The sequence below is a fragment of the Paenibacillus sp. FSL H7-0350 genome (genome assembly GCF_038593195.1).
Lineage (GTDB): Bacteria > Bacillota > Bacilli > Paenibacillales > Paenibacillaceae > Paenibacillus_AQ.
This window is the reverse complement of the sequence record NZ_CP151972.1, coordinates 6,855,575-6,876,218: the sequence shown is the minus strand read 5'-3', so window position 1 is coordinate 6,876,218 and position 20,644 is coordinate 6,855,575. Positions and strand designations below refer to the sequence as shown.

19 protein-coding genes are annotated in these 20,644 nt (G+C 48.5%); 1 reads left to right on the top strand and 18 read right to left on the bottom strand.

Annotated elements, in window-relative coordinates; all coding sequences use genetic code 11:
* Positions 1 to 10 precede the first annotated feature (10 nt).
* From cpaB to NYE24_RS30770, 12 genes are all read right to left on the bottom strand, one after another.
* Positions 11 to 694, bottom strand: coding sequence for a Flp pilus assembly protein CpaB (gene cpaB / locus NYE24_RS30825; protein ID WP_342477443.1), 684 nt, complete (start codon positions 692 to 694; stop codon positions 11 to 13).
* A 21-nt stretch (positions 695 to 715) separates the two neighbouring features.
* Positions 716 to 1,135 carry a hypothetical protein gene (locus NYE24_RS30820; protein WP_036696512.1) on the bottom strand — a complete coding sequence of 140 codons (420 nt, stop codon included), beginning with the start codon at positions 1,133 to 1,135 and terminating at the stop codon, positions 716 to 718.
* Position 1,136: 1 nt separating this feature from the next.
* The gene (locus NYE24_RS30815; protein ID WP_342477442.1) at positions 1,137 to 1,562 is read right to left on the bottom strand and encodes a DUF4320 family protein; all 426 of its coding nucleotides are present in this window, start codon (positions 1,560 to 1,562) and stop codon (positions 1,137 to 1,139) included.
* A 10-nt stretch (positions 1,563 to 1,572) separates the two neighbouring features.
* Entirely contained in the window at positions 1,573 to 1,812 is a 240-nt protein-coding gene (locus tag NYE24_RS30810; protein WP_036696507.1) for a hypothetical protein, read from the bottom strand.
* Between the two features lie 26 nt (positions 1,813 to 1,838).
* Positions 1,839 to 2,720 (bottom strand): hypothetical protein, encoded by an 882-nt coding sequence (locus NYE24_RS30805; protein ID WP_342477441.1) that lies wholly within the window; start codon positions 2,718 to 2,720, stop codon positions 1,839 to 1,841.
* A 9-nt stretch (positions 2,721 to 2,729) separates the two neighbouring features.
* Positions 2,730 to 3,605 carry a hypothetical protein gene (locus NYE24_RS30800; protein ID WP_342477440.1) on the bottom strand — a complete coding sequence of 292 codons (876 nt, stop codon included), beginning with the start codon at positions 3,603 to 3,605 and terminating at the stop codon, positions 2,730 to 2,732.
* Positions 3,602 to 5,674: an ATPase, T2SS/T4P/T4SS family gene (locus tag NYE24_RS30795; RefSeq protein ID WP_342477439.1), complete on the bottom strand. Its 2,073-nt coding sequence runs from the start codon at positions 5,672 to 5,674 to the stop codon at positions 3,602 to 3,604. The genes NYE24_RS30800 and NYE24_RS30795 overlap by 4 nt, the downstream gene beginning before the upstream one ends.
* Positions 5,671 to 5,925 carry a hypothetical protein gene (locus NYE24_RS30790; RefSeq protein ID WP_081389395.1) on the bottom strand — a complete coding sequence of 85 codons (255 nt, stop codon included), beginning with the start codon at positions 5,923 to 5,925 and terminating at the stop codon, positions 5,671 to 5,673. The genes NYE24_RS30795 and NYE24_RS30790 overlap by 4 nt, the downstream gene beginning before the upstream one ends.
* Positions 5,926 to 5,939: 14 nt before the next feature.
* A complete protein-coding gene (locus NYE24_RS30785; RefSeq protein ID WP_342477438.1) occupies positions 5,940 to 6,149 on the bottom strand; it encodes a hypothetical protein in 210 nt (69 codons plus the stop codon).
* Positions 6,150 to 6,151: 2 nt separating this feature from the next.
* Positions 6,152 to 6,559 (bottom strand): hypothetical protein, encoded by a 408-nt coding sequence (locus tag NYE24_RS30780; RefSeq protein WP_342477437.1) that lies wholly within the window; start codon positions 6,557 to 6,559, stop codon positions 6,152 to 6,154.
* Positions 6,560 to 6,801: 242 nt separating this feature from the next.
* Complete coding sequence (locus tag NYE24_RS30775) at positions 6,802 to 7,323, bottom strand: Pycsar system effector family protein (protein WP_342477436.1); 522 nt, start codon at positions 7,321 to 7,323, stop codon at positions 6,802 to 6,804.
* Positions 7,316 to 8,023, bottom strand: a complete 708-nt coding sequence (locus NYE24_RS30770; protein ID WP_342477435.1) for a hypothetical protein — start codon at positions 8,021 to 8,023, stop codon at positions 7,316 to 7,318. The genes NYE24_RS30775 and NYE24_RS30770 overlap by 8 nt, the downstream gene beginning before the upstream one ends.
* 1,190 nt (positions 8,024 to 9,213) lie before the next feature.
* On the opposite strand from NYE24_RS30770, the gene NYE24_RS30765 reads away from it, so the two are divergent.
* A complete protein-coding gene (locus NYE24_RS30765; protein WP_342477434.1) occupies positions 9,214 to 10,257 on the top strand; it encodes an AbiH family protein in 1,044 nt (347 codons plus the stop codon).
* 607 nt (positions 10,258 to 10,864) lie between these two features.
* Here NYE24_RS30765 and NYE24_RS30760 read toward each other — a convergent pair.
* The 6 genes from NYE24_RS30760 to NYE24_RS30735 are packed head-to-tail and all read right to left on the bottom strand — an operon-like array spanning position 10,865 to position 20,627.
* Entirely contained in the window at positions 10,865 to 13,024 is a 2,160-nt protein-coding gene (locus tag NYE24_RS30760) for an FtsK/SpoIIIE domain-containing protein (RefSeq protein ID WP_342477433.1), read from the bottom strand.
* A gap of 7 nt (positions 13,025 to 13,031) precedes the next feature.
* Positions 13,032 to 13,283 carry a hypothetical protein gene (locus NYE24_RS30755; protein ID WP_342477432.1) on the bottom strand — a complete coding sequence of 84 codons (252 nt, stop codon included), beginning with the start codon at positions 13,281 to 13,283 and terminating at the stop codon, positions 13,032 to 13,034.
* Between the two features lies 1 nt (position 13,284).
* Positions 13,285 to 14,391 carry a M23 family metallopeptidase gene (locus NYE24_RS30750; RefSeq protein WP_342477431.1) on the bottom strand — a complete coding sequence of 369 codons (1,107 nt, stop codon included), beginning with the start codon at positions 14,389 to 14,391 and terminating at the stop codon, positions 13,285 to 13,287.
* 13 nt (positions 14,392 to 14,404) lie between these two features.
* Positions 14,405 to 16,258, bottom strand: a complete 1,854-nt coding sequence (locus NYE24_RS30745) for a DUF87 domain-containing protein (protein WP_342477430.1) — start codon at positions 16,256 to 16,258, stop codon at positions 14,405 to 14,407.
* A complete protein-coding gene (locus NYE24_RS30740) occupies positions 16,224 to 18,284 on the bottom strand; it encodes a hypothetical protein (RefSeq protein ID WP_342477429.1) in 2,061 nt (686 codons plus the stop codon). Before NYE24_RS30740 ends, NYE24_RS30745 begins: the two co-directional genes overlap by 35 nt.
* Positions 18,285 to 20,627: a hypothetical protein gene (locus NYE24_RS30735; RefSeq protein ID WP_342477428.1), complete on the bottom strand. Its 2,343-nt coding sequence runs from the start codon at positions 20,625 to 20,627 to the stop codon at positions 18,285 to 18,287.
* Positions 20,628 to 20,644 lie beyond the last annotated feature (17 nt).

The window sequence follows — 20,644 nt, the reverse complement described above, 5'->3', positions numbered from 1 at the left end:
TAAACCCTCCTCACGGATGAAGGGTGCCTGCTGGCAGCAGGTAGACCTTTCCGGTTTCTTGGGCCTCCATCAGCAGTGCGGCCTGCTGCGGCGTCACCTCAAGTACAATTACGGCGGGAATCAGGCTTCCACCGTCTGCCGGATCAGGAACTTTCCCTTCCGCATTCAATCGTTTCACTACCTTCAGCTTCGACAACTCCGGTAGAATCATTTTTTTCGATTGCCCCGTTGTCGCATCAGACACGAAGGCATAGGCATCCACCAGGATGCCCGGCTTGACCTCATCCCCGGAGGACAGGACCAGATCTGTCTTCACCCCAATTTGCCGCATCCCCTCTTGTAAAGAGACCGCAGCTCCCATACCAGAGGCCGCTGCGGTGGTCACGAGTGACTTGCGAATCGGTGCGCCAGCCATGAATCCATACTTGGAAGCATAGGCATCACTGAAATCCAGCTCATCGGCTGCTTGTATTGCATCTTCTGGCACTTCGCTAAGCACTATTTCGCGGAATTTGAGCTGTTCTTTGGTGATTGGCATATACGGATCAATATTGGCGACAGCAACAATAATCTTTTTGGTTTTCACCTGCTGCGCAATGTTCCGGCTGTTGAACTGAAACGCAACCAGCGCAAGGACCAGTCCAAGCAGGACGATCAATGCGCTGCGGGTATACTTATTCCATAACTTCTTCAAAGGCTTGACCTTCCTCCCTCACTATTTATAAATACTCTCATAAGGAATATTGCGATGAACGGTTACTGGATATGAAACCCCTGGCAACGCGAAGGAGACATGTGTGCGAAAGACCACATCGATCCAGGGGACATCCCCGGAATCATACGTTAGATGAAGCTCAAAGGTGCTGCTCTTCATCACCGGATTCTCCATTGCAGCATTTAAGTTCAGACTCTGTATAAAAGCATTCCGGGTCGCTGAACGCAAGGCATTCTGCTCCAGTTGTACAAGCCCCTGCTGCGCATCCGTCACGATGCCGGAACGGATAATGCCCGCATCAATCGCGTGTTCCACAGCTCTGCCCGTAGAGTCATACACACTATCAATCACCAGTAAATCCATCACCAAGACGATCAGGATTAGACCAAATAGGATGGCCCCGCAGACCTTAATCCACATGCTAATCCCCCGTCCTGAAGAATTTATGCGCTAGTCCAGAGACATGAACCGTTATCGGTATGGTATAGTAAACGCCCACCGCCTTCAGGGCAAATACGTTATACTCCCGAACCACCGTTACTTCCAGCAGATCTCCGCGCTGGACCGGCTTCGGGGTAGCGCTGAACGATACCATGGCCGGATTCATGCCCATGCTTTGGAGCAAACCATCCAGCCGGGTCCGTGTTGCATGGTCTGCCCCATTCTCCACCTTCATGATCTGCAGCACTTCCCCTGCGGCTGTACGTAAATTGGAACGGATCATCACATATTGCACAATGCTCACCGTAATCAAAGCAATCGTTAATACGATCAGCATTAGAAAGAAGACGGATATGATACCGTCCCCTCTCTCGCTCCGGATGAATTGTTTCCATCTGCGGCTCATGACAAGCTCCTTAATTCAACGAGTTCATCTTGCCGAAGATTTTGTCTACCACAAAGGTGTTAATCTGTTCCTTGAACAACAGATACACGGCGATGAACAAGAGCAGCGTAATCAAAATACCAATGACCCATTGCATGGCATCTCCGCGCTCTTCTGTCCGAAACCGATTTAGCCTTCCTGCCAGGAATCCTGGAGCATTGACCACTACCTGTTTTGTACTATCAACCATTTTCTTCATCATTTTCTTCATTCGTTAATCTTCCTCTCAAAATAGGTTTATAGGGAATTAAATGCGCCAAACATTTTGATCAGCATCATAAAAAAGAACACAACCACATGGAAGATAACCATTCCGTAGAACAGATTCATCTTTCCGGGATTCCCCCGCGTACGTTCCCGCAAGGCAAGCTTGCTTAGAGTACGCAGATCATTTTTAACACCATTCAGATCATCCTCAGCTTCATGAAAGCCTTTCTCCGCCACAACATTAACCACCGATACAAAATCATATACGACAGGCACATGGACCTCTTTCGCAAACATTTGCAACGCATCCTTCTGCGGCATCGTCCCCATATTCGCTACGAGACGCTTGAGCAATGCGGATAACGTGGGACCACAACGGGTACTGACTTCTTGAAAAATCACATTTAACGGCTTACCGACCTCCAGCGCTGTGATCATCTTGCTAATCAAAAACGGCAAATCCGCTATAAGCTGATTTTGCCGTTTTTGATAAGACTCTTTGATTCTGCGCATTTGCAGCCAATAAAATAAGAACGATAGGATGGGTCCGGCAATCACAAAAAAAACTTGCTGCACCATGCCCGCCAACACAAGAGCAAACCCGCCCGGCAGTATAGCTTGGATAATGGCTCTGGCGAGATACACTTCATAACTCATCGAATTCCCCAGCATGCTGTACATTTCGCGCTGCTTACTACTCTGTCTTTTTCCTTGCCTGGCAGAGAGCCTGTCCGCTAAAGACCGGACCACGGCATTCTGCTGCAGCCGCAATCGCTGCGCATCAGACTGGTTGACCAGAGCCGCCAGATTCATGAGCTGCTGCTGCCGCCGGAAGCCGGGAATGGCGATCCGCAGAACAGGAATGACGATACATAGTGCAGCAAGCCCAAACAGTATGGACGTAATCATCATTCACCTCCTTTACAAATCATCCAGATTCAGCCGCAGCAGCGAGTCCTTCTTCCACAGTCCAATCATCACGGCCACAATCATACTCGCCAGCAGTAACTTGCCGAATCCGGTCTGCAGAGTGGGCGCTGCCTTGAATTCCTGAACCAATTGACTCTCCAGATAGCCAAACAGGAACGGGAAGAGCAGGCTGATCCCGAACACTACGAACGGTTCCATCCGCTTTTTCTCATTCTCAATATCAATCTCCTGCAGCAATTGCATATCCGAAGCAATGTCCGAGATGCTCTCCCGAATCCCATCTACCGAACGAGCATGAAATCCGTCTTTATTCCCGGCCATTACTTTCTCGCAGAAATCATCGAATTTCTTGAACTGGACGGCTTGTTTCATTTGCTCCAGTACGGTAGGCACATCGATCCCGATCCGCAGCGAAGCGTACATCTGCTCGAATAACGGAACCGTCACCCCGCTCATGACCGGCAATGACATCTCTAGTGACTTCTGCAAGGATTTGCAATCCCGGAACTTGGAGGACAGCAGCCGCAGATTCCCCGGCAAGTTCAGGAGAACCTCTTTCCTGCGTTTGAACTTCACCGCCGAGATGATCATCTTCGGTACAATCACTCCCATCGCCACGCCCACACCGACAAACCAGATGTTCGCCGTCCAATAGGCCACCGCTGCACCTATCACAAGGGAGATCCCAAGGAGTTGCACATAGTTACGCCATTCCAAGTGAATACCTGCCGCCTTCGCCTCCGCTTGAGTCTGCTCAAATCCAAAGGCAATACGAAGCTGCCTGGAACGGCTACTCGCCGCAGGGAGCAACAAGAACAGCCCAAAGGAAATCAAAAGCCCTGCTGAGAGCAGCAGAATGATCATCATATAGCCTTCAGCTCCTTCCCTTCACACCAACGCCGGACTTCATCCTGCGCAGGGTCTTTCAAATAAATCTTCTCCATCAGCGACTCGGACTGGATCTTGCCAACCCGAACATGCCGTTTCCGGCTGTAATCGTATTTGAAGATCGGATTGAGCACCGGCTCTTCGGTTCCCCGGTAGCCAATCAGTTCCGACAGCTCGGTGACGACACGGCTTCCATTCGGCAATTTCTTTTGAAACACGATGAGGTCAATTGATCCCGAGATCTGACTGGCCGCAGCCATCGTGTTTCCATTCAGCTGAAGGAACCGGGTTGCCGCCTCCTTCGCACTGTTGGCATGAATGGTCGTCCAGACGGTATGCCCAGTGTTCATCCCGATCAGACTTTGCTGCGCTGCCGGTTCATCCCGGATCTCCCCGATGCACATCACCTCTGGCTTGAGCCGCAGACAGGCTTTGATCAGCTTGGCGATGCCATAGCTCTTCTTCTCATCCTCGACCTCCTTCACCAGCAGGGAGGGCAGATTCGGATAATGCAGATACTGCCGCTTGCTGGCCAGCATCATTTCCTCCGAATCCTCAATCGAGATAATACGGGTAATGGGCTCCATACACATCGGCAGACGAATCAATTGAGTGGTCTTACCGCTATTGGTTCCCCCGCCAATGACGAGATTGGCACCCTTCGGAACAATGAAATGCAGGAATTCGGCCATCTCCGGCGAGATGTTTCCATACTGGATACACTGCTCATCCGTGTACACATCCGGCGGGAACTTCCGGATACTGATCAGCGGTGCATTCGCGCTAACCCCCTGGTACTCTTTCGTATCCGCAACGACACAGATCCGGAACCCCCGGTAATTGGCATCCACAATCGGATCGGTGCTGGAGATTGGTTTGCCAATCGGCATGAGCATTTTGTTGATTACTTCGTACAAGTGAGACACACTTTGAAACTTGATATCTGGCCGGTGTATGTCTTGGCCGCCCTGCTCAATGATCACTTGCTCCGGACCGTTAATCTCTATCGAGCTAACCGTAGGATCATCCAGAATGCCCTGTAGCACCCCAAGCTCAGTGATTTCCTTCTGCACCCATTCCACCACTTCGTTCAAGGGAATCGATAGGGCATATTCATTCTGTTCACGGATCAAATCCGAGATGTAATAACGAATCTTCTGCCGCGAGGGTTCATGGGTCAGAGACTGCACGTATTCGTCCAGGTGATCCTCCTGCAGCCGGTAACGGACAAAGTTCAGCAGCCCCTCCAGCTTCTTGGCATCCCCCTCTGACCATTCACTGTTGACCGGCTGAATGGAAATCTGAACATCCAGATATTCCAGCGGTTCAATGATTCCTACGGTTTCATTGTCACGCCCGGCAGCTTGTCCTTCCCGCACGGGGATCTGGTTCGGTTCAAGCGCCTTCCAGCGCTTGATCAGCTCATTAAATTTGGTATACACAGGCGCTTCGTCAATTTTGACATTGGTATCCGCCGAAAACAGATAAAGTCGCTCCCGCTCCACACTGAACACTTCGAGAAGCCTGCGGTAATGCGTATAATTGCCGACAAAATCAATAGCATCTGCGCTGTAGAGTACCACTGCATCTGCGGTTCGTAGTGCAAAATGAGTTGTGGGCTGGATCAGCGAACCCTGTGTGAGCAGAATGATCACATCATAGGAAGCTTCCAGCTGTTGCCGCAGCACTACGGAGGCTGAGATCAGTGTTTGATTGGATGATAATTTACGAATTACAGGTGCTTCCGGCTGAGAGCGTGGATTGACCAGCAAGTAGTCTACGCCACTCCGCTGAACCATATACTCCTGGATTGGCTTTAAGACTTGGCGGTCCAGATCAAGCAGGAACTGATCCATGGTGCGCTCTTTGTGGAGCTCAGCGATTTGCTGATCGAAGGTGTAGGCCATACGCGGCAACCCGACACAAGGTAACTCCGCGACTACCACGCGCTGATCCTTGGAATAGGTGCGGATCAGTTTCATCACACCTTGAACGGCATCCCCGCCGCCCAGATTGGCAAAAGCAATGACCTGCGCGTTACCCGTCATGATCTCCCCTCCGTCTCGCCCCGGTGACAATTGCCCCGGTACACCCAGCCTTGACTTGTTTTCTCTAAGGTGGCGTAGGTAGCTTTGCCCCCAACATGGCTATTTGGCTCCCCGATCTGGATGATCTTCGCCGTCCAGCAGGCCGGAGGCAGCACATTCAGGAAGTGATCCGCCATCTCTTCATCTACGACATCACCGATCTGGAGATAATCCTCCAAATCTCCTTCCCAGTTTGCATAAGTCTTTATCATTTCATGTTCACTCCTTATTGTGCCTGGTACGTATCTACGATGTTCCACTTGCCATTCGAGAACACTTCCACGGTGACCTGATGGTTGTAGGGCATACCGTCTGCAACGGTCAACCGGGACAACCAGACCCGTTCTTTGCCGGTGTCCTTTTTCAGATTATCCGTGTGTGATTGTTGCAGCGTGGGTAAGGCCTTCAGCTCAGCCAGGCTGTGCTTTTTATCCAATGTTATTCCCCTCCTATCTTCTCTTGGAGTGATCGCCAAGCCGTAAGCAAAGTGCTCACTGCTTGTTCCTGACCGTGCCAAAACAAGTTCTCTCTCAGGCTGCTTATTTGGAAGTCGAAAGCCTTCCATTCGCTCCCCTCGATCCCGGGCTGTGACTCCTGCTGATGAGGTTCCTCGTGCGTAACTACAGATGAAGAGACGGCTTTCTGAATCGCCTCTTCCAGCGTCCCTTCCTGGAGCCTGAGCTTGACCTCCCGCAGCACACCTACATCCTGCCAGTCCAGCTGCCTACGCTTGCCGTCCCGGTTGAAGGTGTACCCTTGCTCCTCCAACAAGACGACCCAGCGCCGCAATGTGCTGACCGGTGTATTCAATAGTTCTCCTGCTTCTTTAAATCCTATTTCCTGCACGCCACACTCCTCCCTCAATGCAAAAGCCGCCCCTGGGATTGCCGGGGCGGCCTCTTTTTGTTTTCTTGCATGATATAAGATTAACTCAATTGTTCAAGTGAAACGTTTGATAAAAGTACGAGAAAAGTATGGGATTCAGGATTAACGTATGCGAGTCGTAAGCGTCAGAACTCGGTGAATAACTAAAAGAACATAAATAACAAGGTCCTGGAATTCTCTGGAGCCGTTATTTATGGTGAATATTAAAATCCGAAAAACCATATCATTCCGTAAAGAACTATACCGATACTTGACCATATAAATCCATATCGAAGTTTTGTATATTTTGTCTTACAAATACCAGCAAGTGTATGATTTTGAGATATCATATCTAATAGAAAAAGATCTTCATCCTGAAATCTAGTAGTTAACTCAATTATATAATCTTGTTCTGATGGAAAGGCAGCAATTCCTCCCCAAGATTGATAAGAGTTAATCTCAGTTTTATATCTGGGCCAAATCGTCAAAAGGAGAAAAACTAATCCGTACCCAAGAATAACAAGAGGAAACACATGAATATATATTTTCCAATCTGAAAAAAAACTCGCGAGTGAGTTTCTCTTCCATTCATGTTCATGAAGGTCTTTTATGAAAAAAGATAGTACAACAATAACTACAGTGAGTGCTGCACCAGCTTTTGCATCAGCAAATTTTATATAATCAGAAATGTATACTGATGTTTGCTTGTGGTAATCATATTGTTTATCTGTTGCGAAGTTAGGCATTGCTCACCCCGTACCAAGATGTAACTGGTCCAGATACGAGTTCAGGAGGCAAAGGGTACTGCCTATAAGTTCCAAGTTTCAAGGCAGAATATTTATTTGCTAAAGAAGCATCCATACCTATTACACATTCGTGATGTTTAACTGTCTTTTCTATTTTATGAGCAACATTAACTCCGTGTCCGATACTGATCATTTCACGGTGGTGGTCATTACCGATAAAGGTGGCGATTGTATCAGTTCCTGACCACATCGTTATACGAAAGTTTCTTTGGGTTAAGATTGTTCCCATATATTTTCGAATAGAATCAGCCGCAATTACAGCTCTTTCTTTAGCTGACTCAATATTTTCTTCCGCTCCTTTTTTCAGGAAATGAGCACTAATACCGTCTCCGGGGAATTTTTCTATAATACCATCATTTATATATATGATTGACGTCAGGTGATTAAAAACTTCCGCATATTTATCGACAAATGCCTGTGGTCCGTTTTGTCGAATACTTGCCGAGGAACCTGCTAAATCAAAGACCATGGAAACGCCTGGGATTTCAACATAAGGGGTTCCTTCTTCTGCACGGATATCAGTAATAGAAAAATGTTTACGTAACATATCACCTGTGCTACGTTTTATCGGTAATTCACCCCCCGCCAATAAATTCCGCAAATCATTCACATTAAGCGATTCTAAAAGAACTTTTTTCATGAAAAACCACCCTTTAGGATTATTTAGTACAGAAGGTAGTTTAACAGAAATAGGAATTTCATACTATTAAAAAGACGAAGCTACATAAATATTGCATTTATATACGGTAATTATAAGGTTACACGTCAAATAGCCCACACCTAGAAATTATGATTAGGGCTGATTTGGTTGAGATTAGGACTTCAGTACCCGACTGTTTCTGCTTCCACATAATGTCCAAAAGATGATGGAATAGGTTGTCCGGAAATAACAGGAGTAGTTGTCCAGGACAGTGAACCGTCAAGGCCGCGTAGCATTTATTTAAACTTGAAGGGTGTTTCTGTAAAGCTATCTAATGCCCAGCAAACCTTTGCTGGTCCTGCCACGTGTGGGGTGCAGGGGAGACATCCCCTGCGTGTTCCCCTCAGGGGACGGAAGGGGGATGCTTTCAAGTAATTACCGTCCTCTCCCATGGCAAGTCGGCCGTCAATGTCCACCAAGTGGGGTGAAATGGCCCATTCTGTCCGTCAGGGCCCTTTTTAGCTGAAAAACAGAAGAAATCGGACAATTCTAAAAAAAAGACCAGCATCTACGTGCTGATCTCCACATCCCCTAACTCTTCAGTCAATTTTTACGTTCCCATCTATATTTAGCACCGAAGCTTCAACCTTAAACTTAATCCTCTGTACTACCATCACTTGTGACACGGTTCACCGCATCATCTATAGAGCGAATTTGAAAGACATCCGATCGGGTACCTTCATTTAATACTTCACCATATCTTACAAAACGCAAAAATAATATTAAAGATACGCGTATCATACTCTACGCCGCCCTGTCGGACATATGGAAACTAAACGATAGGAGGAATGATGGATGCTGGAAATTGTCGGAATTCCTATTATGCATTAAACAGCTATACTGATACAATATAAGTGGATATTTAGTTAATAAGGGGAATTGAAATGATGCAATTGCATAAGGCGAAAGGAAAACTTTTGGAATTGAAATCACAATTAATAATGATCATTACACCTGATGACATGAACATCCAGTAACCCTTAGCTCGTAAAATGATGTATACAGAGAAGTGGGCCCCTACGAGGCTAAGTTCCACCGGACCCGGTCCCTAGCGCTCTCTTAAGCTTCCCTACTTCGTAGATATAAGAACGTTATGCATATGAGTTACTAGATATAGAAAGGACTATTGTATGAACTTAAACATAATTGGAAACGGATTTGATTTATTTCATGGATTACCAAGTAGCTATTATTATTTCGGGTGTTATTTGATCAAAAACGACCCTGGTTTTTATGAGGAACTAGCAAAAATGTACAATTTAAAATACGCAATTTTCCACAGAACATATCCTGATTTCGAATATGATTATGTAATAGAAAACATATTTTGGAGTGACTTCGAGAAGCATCTAGGAAGTGTTGATGAGGAATTCATACTAAATACTCATGATTATGACCTTGGCTTGGAGAATGATGATCCTATTACATTAGATATGGTTGAGGATTTAGCTGCTGAATCTCTCAAAAAAGCATTTGTTCACTGGATAAGCGATACTCTTGATAAAGAAAAAAACTATAAAATAATTAGATCAAAGATGAACAATAGTCCGAAGTCAATACAATTCAATAAAGATGACCGTTTTCTTGTATTCAACTATACCCATACTCTTCAAAAAATCTATGGAATATCAGACTATAAAATCTTTTATGTTCATGGCGAATGTACTGGTGATGAAGATGATGAACTTGTTGTTGGGCATGGTGATTTAGAAAGGATTACCGAATTAAAAGAAATAATAAAGGGATATGAAAAAGACTTCAATTTCACTCAAAAATATAGAAATAAAATAGATGAACATAAATGTCTACTTAGGTATATTCAACGTTTAAAAAAGGATGTTGAGTCTTGTAAAATGATGTGTAATTACTTTTATAATAGCTTTCCAACTGCCCCAGAGACAATTACAGTATACGGGATGTCATTAGGCGAAGTTGATTTACCCTATTTAAAAGATCTAAGATCAAAGTGGCCAAATGCCCACTGGCATTTTTCATATTATTCAAATAATGATAGGCAAAGAGTAGAAGATGTTGTTAGTAGTTATTTAGAATTAAGTTCAACTGAATTTGATGTTTTTGAACTTCAGAACGATTTAGCTGAAGATATACAAGAGTGCATAATAATGGAGCAAAATATCTCTACATATGCTACAGCAAGTAATTCTTTCACATAACTTTGAGTCCCCGTCCTGGCTGGTTGTCACGATTCTTACGGTGCAAGCCATTATACTGAATCAAAAAATAGCAGCAACAGGCCACCTGAGCGACAATATTACCCTCAGGTGCCCTCACCCAACCCGCTCATTAGGAGCTACTTGCCCCATAGGCGTAAAACGCGATTTTTTCACCCTACTTATGATACGGTTCCCCGCAAATAATCTTCAACAAACCGCCGTTTTGCTTAATGAGGACATGATAGTCCAAAATTTTATTTTCTTTTTATACTTACACGTTCATCCTCCCTCTGCAGCTGCTTCATAGCTTTTATTCATGTATTTGATAGCCTCTCCCAGCAAAAGAAAAGATCAGATTCATTTCTTGCCCTCTTTCACCCTGTAATAACTACTGCCGTCTTTCCAGAGTGAAAACTTTCTTAATTGTTCAATTAACATAGACACTCATTCCCTTTTTTTGATTAAAGTTAGACCGAATTTTCTAGTTCCCGTTCTAGTTCCGGCTGATTTGACTATTTCCTATAAATAAAAAAGACCATAACCACGCAGGTTTTCGGCTTTTAAGGCGGGAACTAGAAATGGGAACTAGAAATCCACTGAATAGTACTTACTCCTCCTCATTGATTAAAAACCGTTCGATTTGCTCCTCATCCCAGACCAGTGTATATCCGCCCTTGGTGCTTGTCGGAGGATACAAAAAATCTAACTTCACCAGTTGTCCCATCAGTTGCAGCACCTTCTCCTTACGAATGCCGAGGGCTTGCTGAATATCGGTGGAACGGGTGGATCTTGTCTCACAAATCAATCGCTTCACCCGTAGCAGTAAAACTTCATCACTCTCCCGAGTATCCACCAGCCATGGCTTCAATCCCGTCTCCGGATCATACTCAGGTGCGACCTTTCCTTCTCTGCTGAGTTGTTCCACATAAGTAGCTGCCGTCACATAATCAACGTCCAGCGCATGCTGCAGCAGCCTTCCGGATACACCGTTATGCTCCCGCGCCAACCGAATGACCTGATCGTACACACTCTCCTGTATAGGCGGAACTCCATCTTCCTCCAGATCCGCCCACTCCGCTAATGAAGCCATGCTTATCGGTGTCGGTCCGTCCGGTTCATCCTTACCTACGGTTGACTCATAGACATCCTCATCAGCTACTTCACTAAGCAAAGAAGAATCCCCATCCACCCTTATCTCTGGATCTACTTTTCGTAGCCGCAATTCATTCCGCCAATAATGCTTCAACTCCTCAATATACCGGGTCGTCTCATCATCATCTGCGCTGATCGCCGCCGACTGAAATCTCTTCTGTCCGCCACCGTTCAGCATGCAGATTCCATCCCCACCCCCGAGCAAATGCGGTCCCCCTGTATCCATAACCGTCTTGAAGTCATAGACACTCAGCAGATGAAATGCCACCCTAGATGGCAGATTCGACTTGATTACACCGGTCACCACATCCACGCTTGGTCGCTGTGTTCCCAGGATCAGGTGGAGACCAGCAGCCCGTCCCATTTGGGTCAGGCGTTGCACGGTTTCTTCCACATCCGCACGGGCTATGACCATCAGATCGGCATATTCATCAATTACAGTGACGATATACGGCATCTGATCCTGAGGATGATTACGGTTATACTGCATCAAGTTCCTTACACCGGCTTCAGCAAAACGCTTATACCGCTTTTCCATCTCCACCACAAGCTTCTTGAGCGTCAATGCCGCCCGTTTCGGATCAGTGACTGGCGGGGAGATCAGGTGCGGCAAGCCGGTATACATCGTAAACTCGACCATTTTGGGATCAATGAGCAAAAACTGGACTTGCTGCGGTGAACGTGTAGAAGCTAATGAAGTTAGCAGTCCATTAATAAAAACAGATTTCCCGGAGCCGGTTGCCCCTGCCACAAGCAAATGCGGTAATTTGGCTAAGTCCACGAGGATCGGTTTGCCCAACATATCCTTCCCGAACACCATAGGCAGTTGAGCCTTTTGAGCAAACACCTTCAGGTCTTGTGTCATATCACTCATATATACAAATGCCCGTTCGGTATGAGGCAAGATAAAAGCTGCTGCACTTGAAAACGGGGATGAAGTCACCGCGAAACTCCGGTCATGTCCGATATGGTTCGCCAGATCATCTCGTTTCTTGACCAGATCACTGAGCTGCAGCCGGGCCGGCAATCGAAAGGAGATGGTTTGTAGCGTTGGCCCCGCATCGATGGACAGAATTTCTGGCGCTTCCTCCATCTTCAGTCCTGCCAATTGGACCGTATTGAAGATGAGCTCCGATGCCTGCTCTGCCGATAAGGTAGAAGAAGAATACGGCCGAGGGTTCGGCGGGAATAGCGCATAGGGTCCCGATTGAACGCTCTGTTCGTTTGCAAGCACAACCGGCCTATGATTAAGTTCGCCCCTCTCGGGTACGGAAGGCATCGATTCCACACCCCCTGCATTGGGCAGCTTGCTCTGCAAAGTATCTGCTTGCGATGATCCCAGTCTCCATTCCCGGTTTCGAATCTTTTGCCGCAGCTGGATAAGCCATGGCCACATGCGTTTCCGATGCTTCCAAGCCACTCGCGCAATATGGGGTACACCCACAATACCCAGCCACAATGTAACTGCATACCGGAGCACCGTTTGTGCCAAGTGACTGAGTTCTGGCGATGGCTCCAGGAACAATACGATTACACTTCCCAGCGCAGCCAGGACCGTCAGCCGATTCACGAACTGTCCAAAGGATTCCTTTGGCGGTGGATCTGGAGTGCTCACTGCGTTCTCAACTTCCTTTCATCATGGTTTGAAATAAGTCCCTCAATTGCTGATTCAACCGCGCCGCATTTTCTTTCACGAGAGGCCACCACGCATCGGACTCATCAAATACAAAGTGGTAGGCTTCATTCAGATTGCGCAGCAGCATGATCACCAAAAACACGCCCAATGCTTTGACTAACCAGGCCGGTAAACCATTGCTCCCTTTCTTGTAAAACACCCAAAGCAAAATTGCGATAATGACAACTGTTAAATTCATTTCAACCACTCCCCGCAACTAACAATTTGAAGTACTTGGATACCCCGATCCACCATCCGTTATCTTCTGCATAGTAGCCTCGGGGATTATCTTTGGCCGATAACCACTGGATCGGATCTCTTCCGGCCGGAAGATCCTGAGATAGCTTAATGATCGTATTCGCCGCAATCTGCGCAGCCTCACCGGTTGAGAGTCCCGCACCTTTCCCCTTGCACCAGCAGCCAAACACATTCCACGGATTGCGGATAATTTCCGAGGCATGGTTATTGTTTTTCGGCACAAAAGACTGCTCTTGTCCAGTAATGGCAATCAGCAGATAAGGAGAGACATTCTTGGTGCGTCCCGCGTCATCGATCATCTTCAGCAGATTATGATCCGCCAATGCTGATTTTCGTTTCTCCAGAAACTGCATTACATAGGGAATGTTCAAAGACCGGTACCCCAGCTCAATCGGCAGTGTAGGCAGCTCCGTACCTGGTGCAAAGACATATTCTAATGGATCAACCGGCACTCCTCTCAGCTCCACTTGAAAATGTAAATGGGGGCCGGTAGAGCGTCCGACAATGCCCTGTCCGATTCTGCCAATTAATTGTCCTTTGCTCACCACATCGCCGACCGATACGTTCATCTGAGCAGATAAATGTCCGTAAATACTCACTAGCCCATTGCTGTGATCGATCCTAATCGCCTGACCATATCCACTAGCTGCTCCAGCGAGCGTCACTGTCCCTCCAGCCATAGAATAGATGGGCTGTAGCTCCGTATTTGCAGCACCGTTGGCAATATCAATCCCTTTATGCATTCGGGTGGTGCCAAACAAATCACGCAGAGCAAAGGTTGAAGAGATCCGTTCAATGGTCGGTACCGGCCAGACGTATGCCGTTCCGTCCACATCTAACTGTGCGGGGGCCATCGAAGCATACTGGCCTGCGGTTTGTGGCTTATAGCTGTCGGCATCGGAAAAGATCATGAATGGCAAGAAGACAAACATTACCACCAATGCAACCAATCCAAGAAAAATCAGCACCAAACCGATTCCGGGGGAACTGATCGCCGAAAGCAGCCCGATGATTTTTTTCATCTCCCTGGCCTTTTTACTGACCTCCACCTGTTCCCCTCCTCTATCCTGCAGTCTTGAGTCCCCGCGTTTTGTACAGGACATGCTCTTCCGGAGGGACATGCATGATCAGTTCATCGTAGCGTTTGTGGTTCTCTAGGATGTAGCGCTGCGTGCCTTCATTCTGCGTAATGAGCTCCTGAATCTCAGGTGGCAGATCCGCGTGGGAGGAGAGTAAACGTACTGCAGATTGCTCCATGTAAAAGTACACGCGCACGCTGGTGTTCTCCCACATGCCTACCCCAGCTGCGGTATCCAGCATAATCGCCGGGGAATTGCCTGCCAGGATCATCATGCCATTTTGCTTGCGAATCGCCGTGTACCAACTAAACACATAACTGCGCAGTTCCGGATTTTGCAGCTGCCGCTGCCCCTCGTCCACCAGCACGGCAGAAAAGTCAGCTCCGGCAATTTTGAGCAGATGAATGTTCGCATTGACCTGTTCAAAGGCCATCGACATCTTGATCTGTGCTTGCTTCGCCGATTCATCCTTCTTGGACTCATCCTCCTCGCCGGAGCCGACCCGGTAGACGACCAACGGCGCTTTCTGATCAAAACTGGAGGCTTCTTCGATTTGGAAGATATCATCGTAGATTCCGATGAAATAGATTTTGATTTTGTCATACAAGCTTTTGGCATCGGCATTGCTATGAGCCGCCTCTTCAATCTCCGCGAACACGGCATGAATGGTCGGCTTCGGTCCGGTAGGTGCATTCCAGGTGTCCGGCTGCTGCTTCTCAATCCCTGCGGCACGGTAGACTCTGCGAATGGCTTCGCCCACTTCAAAAATTTCCGGACGGGTTAAATTCTCCCCAAGCAGCGAGAAAGTGCGCACGCCGCTTTTCTCGGCCATCTTGTACCGGGAGCGATTATACTGCGCACATTCCTCATCAATCTCTGGGATAGCAGGCATAATCGTCAGTGGTTCAAAATAACGTCCTTCTTCGGTGGTATGGTCAATATACACTCCGCCCACATAGGCACAGAGCTCCCGCCATTCCCCGTCCAGGTCAAAGACAAAGACATGGACTCCTTCTTCCAGCAAGGAGACGACTAGCGCCTTGAGAAAATAGCTTTTGCCTTCGCCCGTTTTCCCAAAAACGGTGACGTTCTGCGCCCGAGGATCGTTTGGATCACATAGATTCACAAAACAAAAGCCGCCGTCCTCCGTCCGGCGACCAAAATATAGACCTTCGCTATCTGAGAACGAACCTCGGGTCATGGGGTAGGTGCGTGCCGCGACAGAATCTGTCGTGACCCGCCCATAATGCGTTTTATTGAAAAATTCACTGTGATCACTGTAGGGGTCAAAGGCCGGGGATGTTTGCCGCATCGCCTCTTGCTGCTCACGCCTAAGTTCGCTGAGCTTCCCGGACATGTTATCGAACCACAGCTTCAGCCCTGCCTCTGCCGCCTCAATCTGATGCAGCTTCGGTGCAGATAACGTTAAGAAGGTCTGCACCTCGACCAGCTTGTGATCACTGGACAGCGTGGAATCCCGCAAGGCTAAGATGGTCTCCTTCGCGGAAATCTCTGCATTCCGTGCCGGGTCCGTTTCACTCTGATCTCGAATACTGGCTGTTAACCGGTTCAGCTTGTACTTCATCCGAGTATTGAATTTGATATCGCTTTGCGCATACCGGATCGTCTTGCGTAAGGTGGCACCGGCATGCGTAACGATGCCATCCAGCTGATCCAGGTACCCGGCGATGATCTCTGGAGGATACTCCTGGACCATGAGCACCCGCACATAATGGCCGGTCTTTCCATCCTTGCCGTCCACCATGTTCACCACCAGTTGCCGGGACTGCTTCTTCCATTGTTTAACTAACCGCTTCGTATGTTTGAGCAGGCTCATGGGGGGTCTCCTCTCTTTTTCCGTGTACGTTCAGTAAGCTGCGTTTGTCGGGATCAAGCGCCATTGGCCGGCCCTGATACAAGCTGTAGGCTGCCGATGGAATGAACGGATAAACCGCCGTATACGGCTGCTGATACTGCTCTTTAAGCAGGGAGGCCATCCGGGGAGCCATGTCCGGGGTACTCTGGTTCAGCCAGAACTCCCCTGCCCAGTGCGGGGCTGCTTGAGTGAAGCGCAGCCAGTGGTGGTAATCGCAATCGAGCACTGCAATGGAACGATACTCCTGCATCAGCGCCTCCCGTTCAGGATAGTTCCAGGGGATTTCAGCAATGACCAGTCCGTCTTCCGCTGCCCGGTGCTGGAGCAGCTGCTTTACCTCTTGTAAGGTGGGATAACGTGTGGGGGTAAACAGCAGCCAGTCTGCTGCTTTCCCGGACCAGCTGTCCCAGGCTTCCAGTTCTGAATGTTGCTGCAGCGGATTCAGCACCGTCCGGGTTCCCTGATCCGGCGATAGATCCACGATGCTCACGGCAGTACCAGATAGACTGACCGCTACCCCAAGATTTGCAGCCAGAAAAGACTTACCGCTGGGTATGGGAGAGGTCAGCAATACAATCCCTTGAAGTTGACTGGCTCCGGGTGTAGGCGGCACGTGTTGTAGAATTTCTGCTCCTGTTAGCTCATTTGTTGTGTGATCTAACGTAGCTGCTGGAGGTTCAACCTTCCGGGCTCTAACCTTTATCCAATTCGCACGGCATTTTCGTATCCACCTGGTAAGCCAAGGTGAAAGCTTTGTACTCCAGATTGTTATAAGAACGGAGAATCCATGTTTACCGCCCTGCAGCCATCGGGCTATAGGCCATGTCCCGAGTTGTAGCGTGTTTCGCCAGGACGACCCTGGAACCACATCCTCGATCACCAATGGTCCGGGGATCTTGTCCTCCTGAATGCCTGGTATGACTTCATTCTCCACGTGGTCCTCCACTGGTGGATCGTCCTGAATGAACTTGACTAGCGATGGACTGAATAACGAACGTTTTTTATCTGGTGCTTCGCCTTGCGCTTCCAGTACTTCCTGCTCGTTCAACGGGTCCAACTCTTCGGACACTTCATTTGGGCTAGGTTCAGCCCATGAGTCTCCATTCATCTTCCAGGCCTCCCATACTGTCCGGTCCCACCACCGTCCCACAATCTCTGGCAGCGAAAATCCGGATAATAGTGATGTGCTATGCCCACCCTGCGAAGTGAGCGTATGGAGCACACGATCCTTTTTCTCCTGCAGCTCACTCAGCAGGCGGAAACGTTTCAGTGCTTCCGGATTCAGCTCTGCCGGTTCATCTGCCCGTTCCCTGAGCTTGATTTTCGATTCCGAGGTCGTGAGGGTCAGCGTATATTCACTGCGCAGCGCCTTTCCGTCTCTGGCCAGTCGCTCCCACATCTGTATGCGGTTCAGCTTCATCGCCTGGATGCCTGGACTCTTCGCCGGATGGTTTCGTTTCTGATTCCACAACTCCAGACGAACATCCGGGATCTGCTCCGCTGAGATTTGTGCCGAGAATCCTTCCTGCACCATAGCACGCAAAAATTGTTCAAAGCCGCCGATCCGCGTCCGTTTCTGCGCATACACCGCCGTTTTCCACGGTGATGCCGATAACGAAGACACTACATGCAAGGTTTTCCCGCTGCGGTAGAGCCAGCCATCTTCCTCCACGCCAAGGAAGGAACCGAGGTCTTCCCCGGCTCCTTCCTTCTTTTGCTGTGCATCATGCATGTAGCGCTTCAGACGATACGGCCATTTGAGCCATTGTCCCAGTGTACTAGTCATGAAGATGGTCACAATCCAAATCATTTTGAACAATACCGGGAATGGAAGCATAAAAGGGACTCCCCCAACTACAAGTGTGGTCCCTACGATCCAGCCAATATCTCTTAGCGACAATCCTAGAAACTCTACATCCTCACGGATATCGCCCATAAAGCTTGCGCGCAGCAGCTCTTCTTCCCGTTCCTGCTGTTCCTGATCCATTTATTTCACCTGCCCTTTGGCTTTCGCCGTGCTCGAATGCTGAGTTTCCTTGCTCCGCTGCTGCTCATGCCGATGTAACATTTCTTTTTGCAAATGTTCAAAACTGCCCATATCCAGACCATCCAGCGGCGGTTGTCCATAGTTCACCGGTACACGGTCTTTAATGACGTAGACTGCGCCATCTTTGGCACGCCAGTAAGGTATGCGGTCTTTCCGGTAGCTCTCGTATTTCGCCTGAAATTCACTGTAATGCTCTTCAGGGATATAGGCATGTGATTCATCTTTAGCCAGCTCCAGCACTTCTGTCAGTGGCTCTGCGGTGCCGCAACGTTCCCAATCCTCGATCATGCTGGCCGCAAAACGGGAGTGGCGCGGAAAGTTCACCCGTATCTTCCGGGTCGTTCGGGCCAGCATCCCCTCCAGCACTTCCGTAGCCTCTTCCAGGTGATCATCCGGTAGCCATAATTCTCCCTGCTCTAGCAGCAGGTCTTTAATCCACGGATATTCATCGGAACGCTCCTGAAGTGCATGATAGGCCGCAGCAGCCTTCCCTGGAGGTAACTTCGCCTGTGTGTAGAGGGGTAAGGCTTCTTTAACTTGTTCTGCCGCGCGTTTCGCCTCTTTGGAGTCGGTGAGTAGTGATACCTGTGATGTCCCATTGAGATCCACGAACGCTCCATCCTTGTACATCCCTTCGCGGACCGCAGAGACATCGAATCCTTCCCGCTCCAGCTGCGGCAGCATATCTAGGGTCGGCCCGGCTAGAATCAATTCACCGGTGTGCTCATCCCACTGGACATCTTCCTGGTACTCCTTCTTCAGGGTACTTAACTTCTCTGTCAGCAGTTTACGCTGGGCCACAGGCGTTTTTAATAATGAAACGCTGCGGAACCCTTCGTCTCCCAGCACCTCTGATATATTCAGCGCCGAAGATTTAATTTCTGACTCTCCAAATTCCAGCTCTTGCAGCGCATCCACATGGATCTGACCGCCCTCTTGAAGCCATTCTTCCGGCTCATGATAGGCGATGCCCTGCACTGATTCAGATAACCCGCCACTGAGCGAGGAAGCCAATTTGTCTTTGCCTACGCTGCGCTGGGTACGCATCCGATCTGCTGCTTGCTGCATCCGCTTACTGGCTTCCTGCATGCTGAGTGCCTTCTTCTGTACGCCTTCCGAGCCCATCCGCTTGCCCATGGAATCCAGAGATGTTGACGTCCGTTCTCCCCATTTCCCCACGGAATCAAGTACCTGTGCTCCGTTCAGTGTCACCGGATGCTGCACGGCTCTCATCAGGGGCTTCAGCCAGAAAAAGAAGAAGAACACGAGTAACGCGAGCGCACTGAGAATCGCAAAGATAATGGGCGGTATACCTAACGCCGCACAAAACCCTTCTCCTTCGCCATAATCGGTCTGCAATTTTACGAAAATCGCCCAATGTAGGCCGCAGATCAGGCCGACCAGCAGTGTCCGCAGATAAAGATTGGCAAATCCGAGCAGTGTCTCCATTTTCCCGGTATAAGCCGATTGTGTAATCCACAGATTGACCAGGATCGCCATAAAGATGAGCACCAGCGTCTTGAGTACGGCAACCACATAAAGGGGCAATACGACCAGGAACAAATAACTGAGCAGATTAAAAATCCCGCCGCTGGTAGACACGGTCAACTCACCGAGGGTTTGGGCGGCATACGCGGCATCTGTAATTCCATCGGCACCGACTATCATCGCTTTCAGAATCTGCTGTCCCTCTAAGCCTTCATAAGCAATACCGCTCGTGCCGATAATCCCCTCAAACATTTTGCTGGCGATCCAGTTAATGCCGACATTGGCGATGTTCAGCGCAGTGAGCGAGAAATAGGTAGCGACAAAGCAAATTAAAAAGACCTTGAGCAAACTGCTCAGGTCTTTTTTGCCTTTGATAATTTTAATGGTAAGCCATGAAATACCGATGAACAGAAGCACCAGACCAATGATCATAAACAGCGACCAGCCTGACTGCACCATTGCGATTTCCGCAATTTGTGGCGTGAACAAGTAGCTTTGGGCAAAGGCGTCATAGAGAGGAGACATGAGCTCGTCCACCAGCAGAACAACAAGCCCTTCAATCGCATCTTTGATCAGCTTTCCCGACATGAGATCCTTGAACGATTGAATCATCTCATCGACTTTCTGAATCATGTCGTCCACCCAGCCAGGGATGTACCAGCTCGTTTCCCGCTCTGCAGGAACTTCTGTGTTAGATGGTACCGTATTTGGTGTAGGCAAGGCAGAAGCGATTTTCACATCTGCTTGTTTTATAGCAATGGCTTGGCTTGGTGATGCTTGAACCGGTATCGTCATTAGATTGCTCGTGAAAC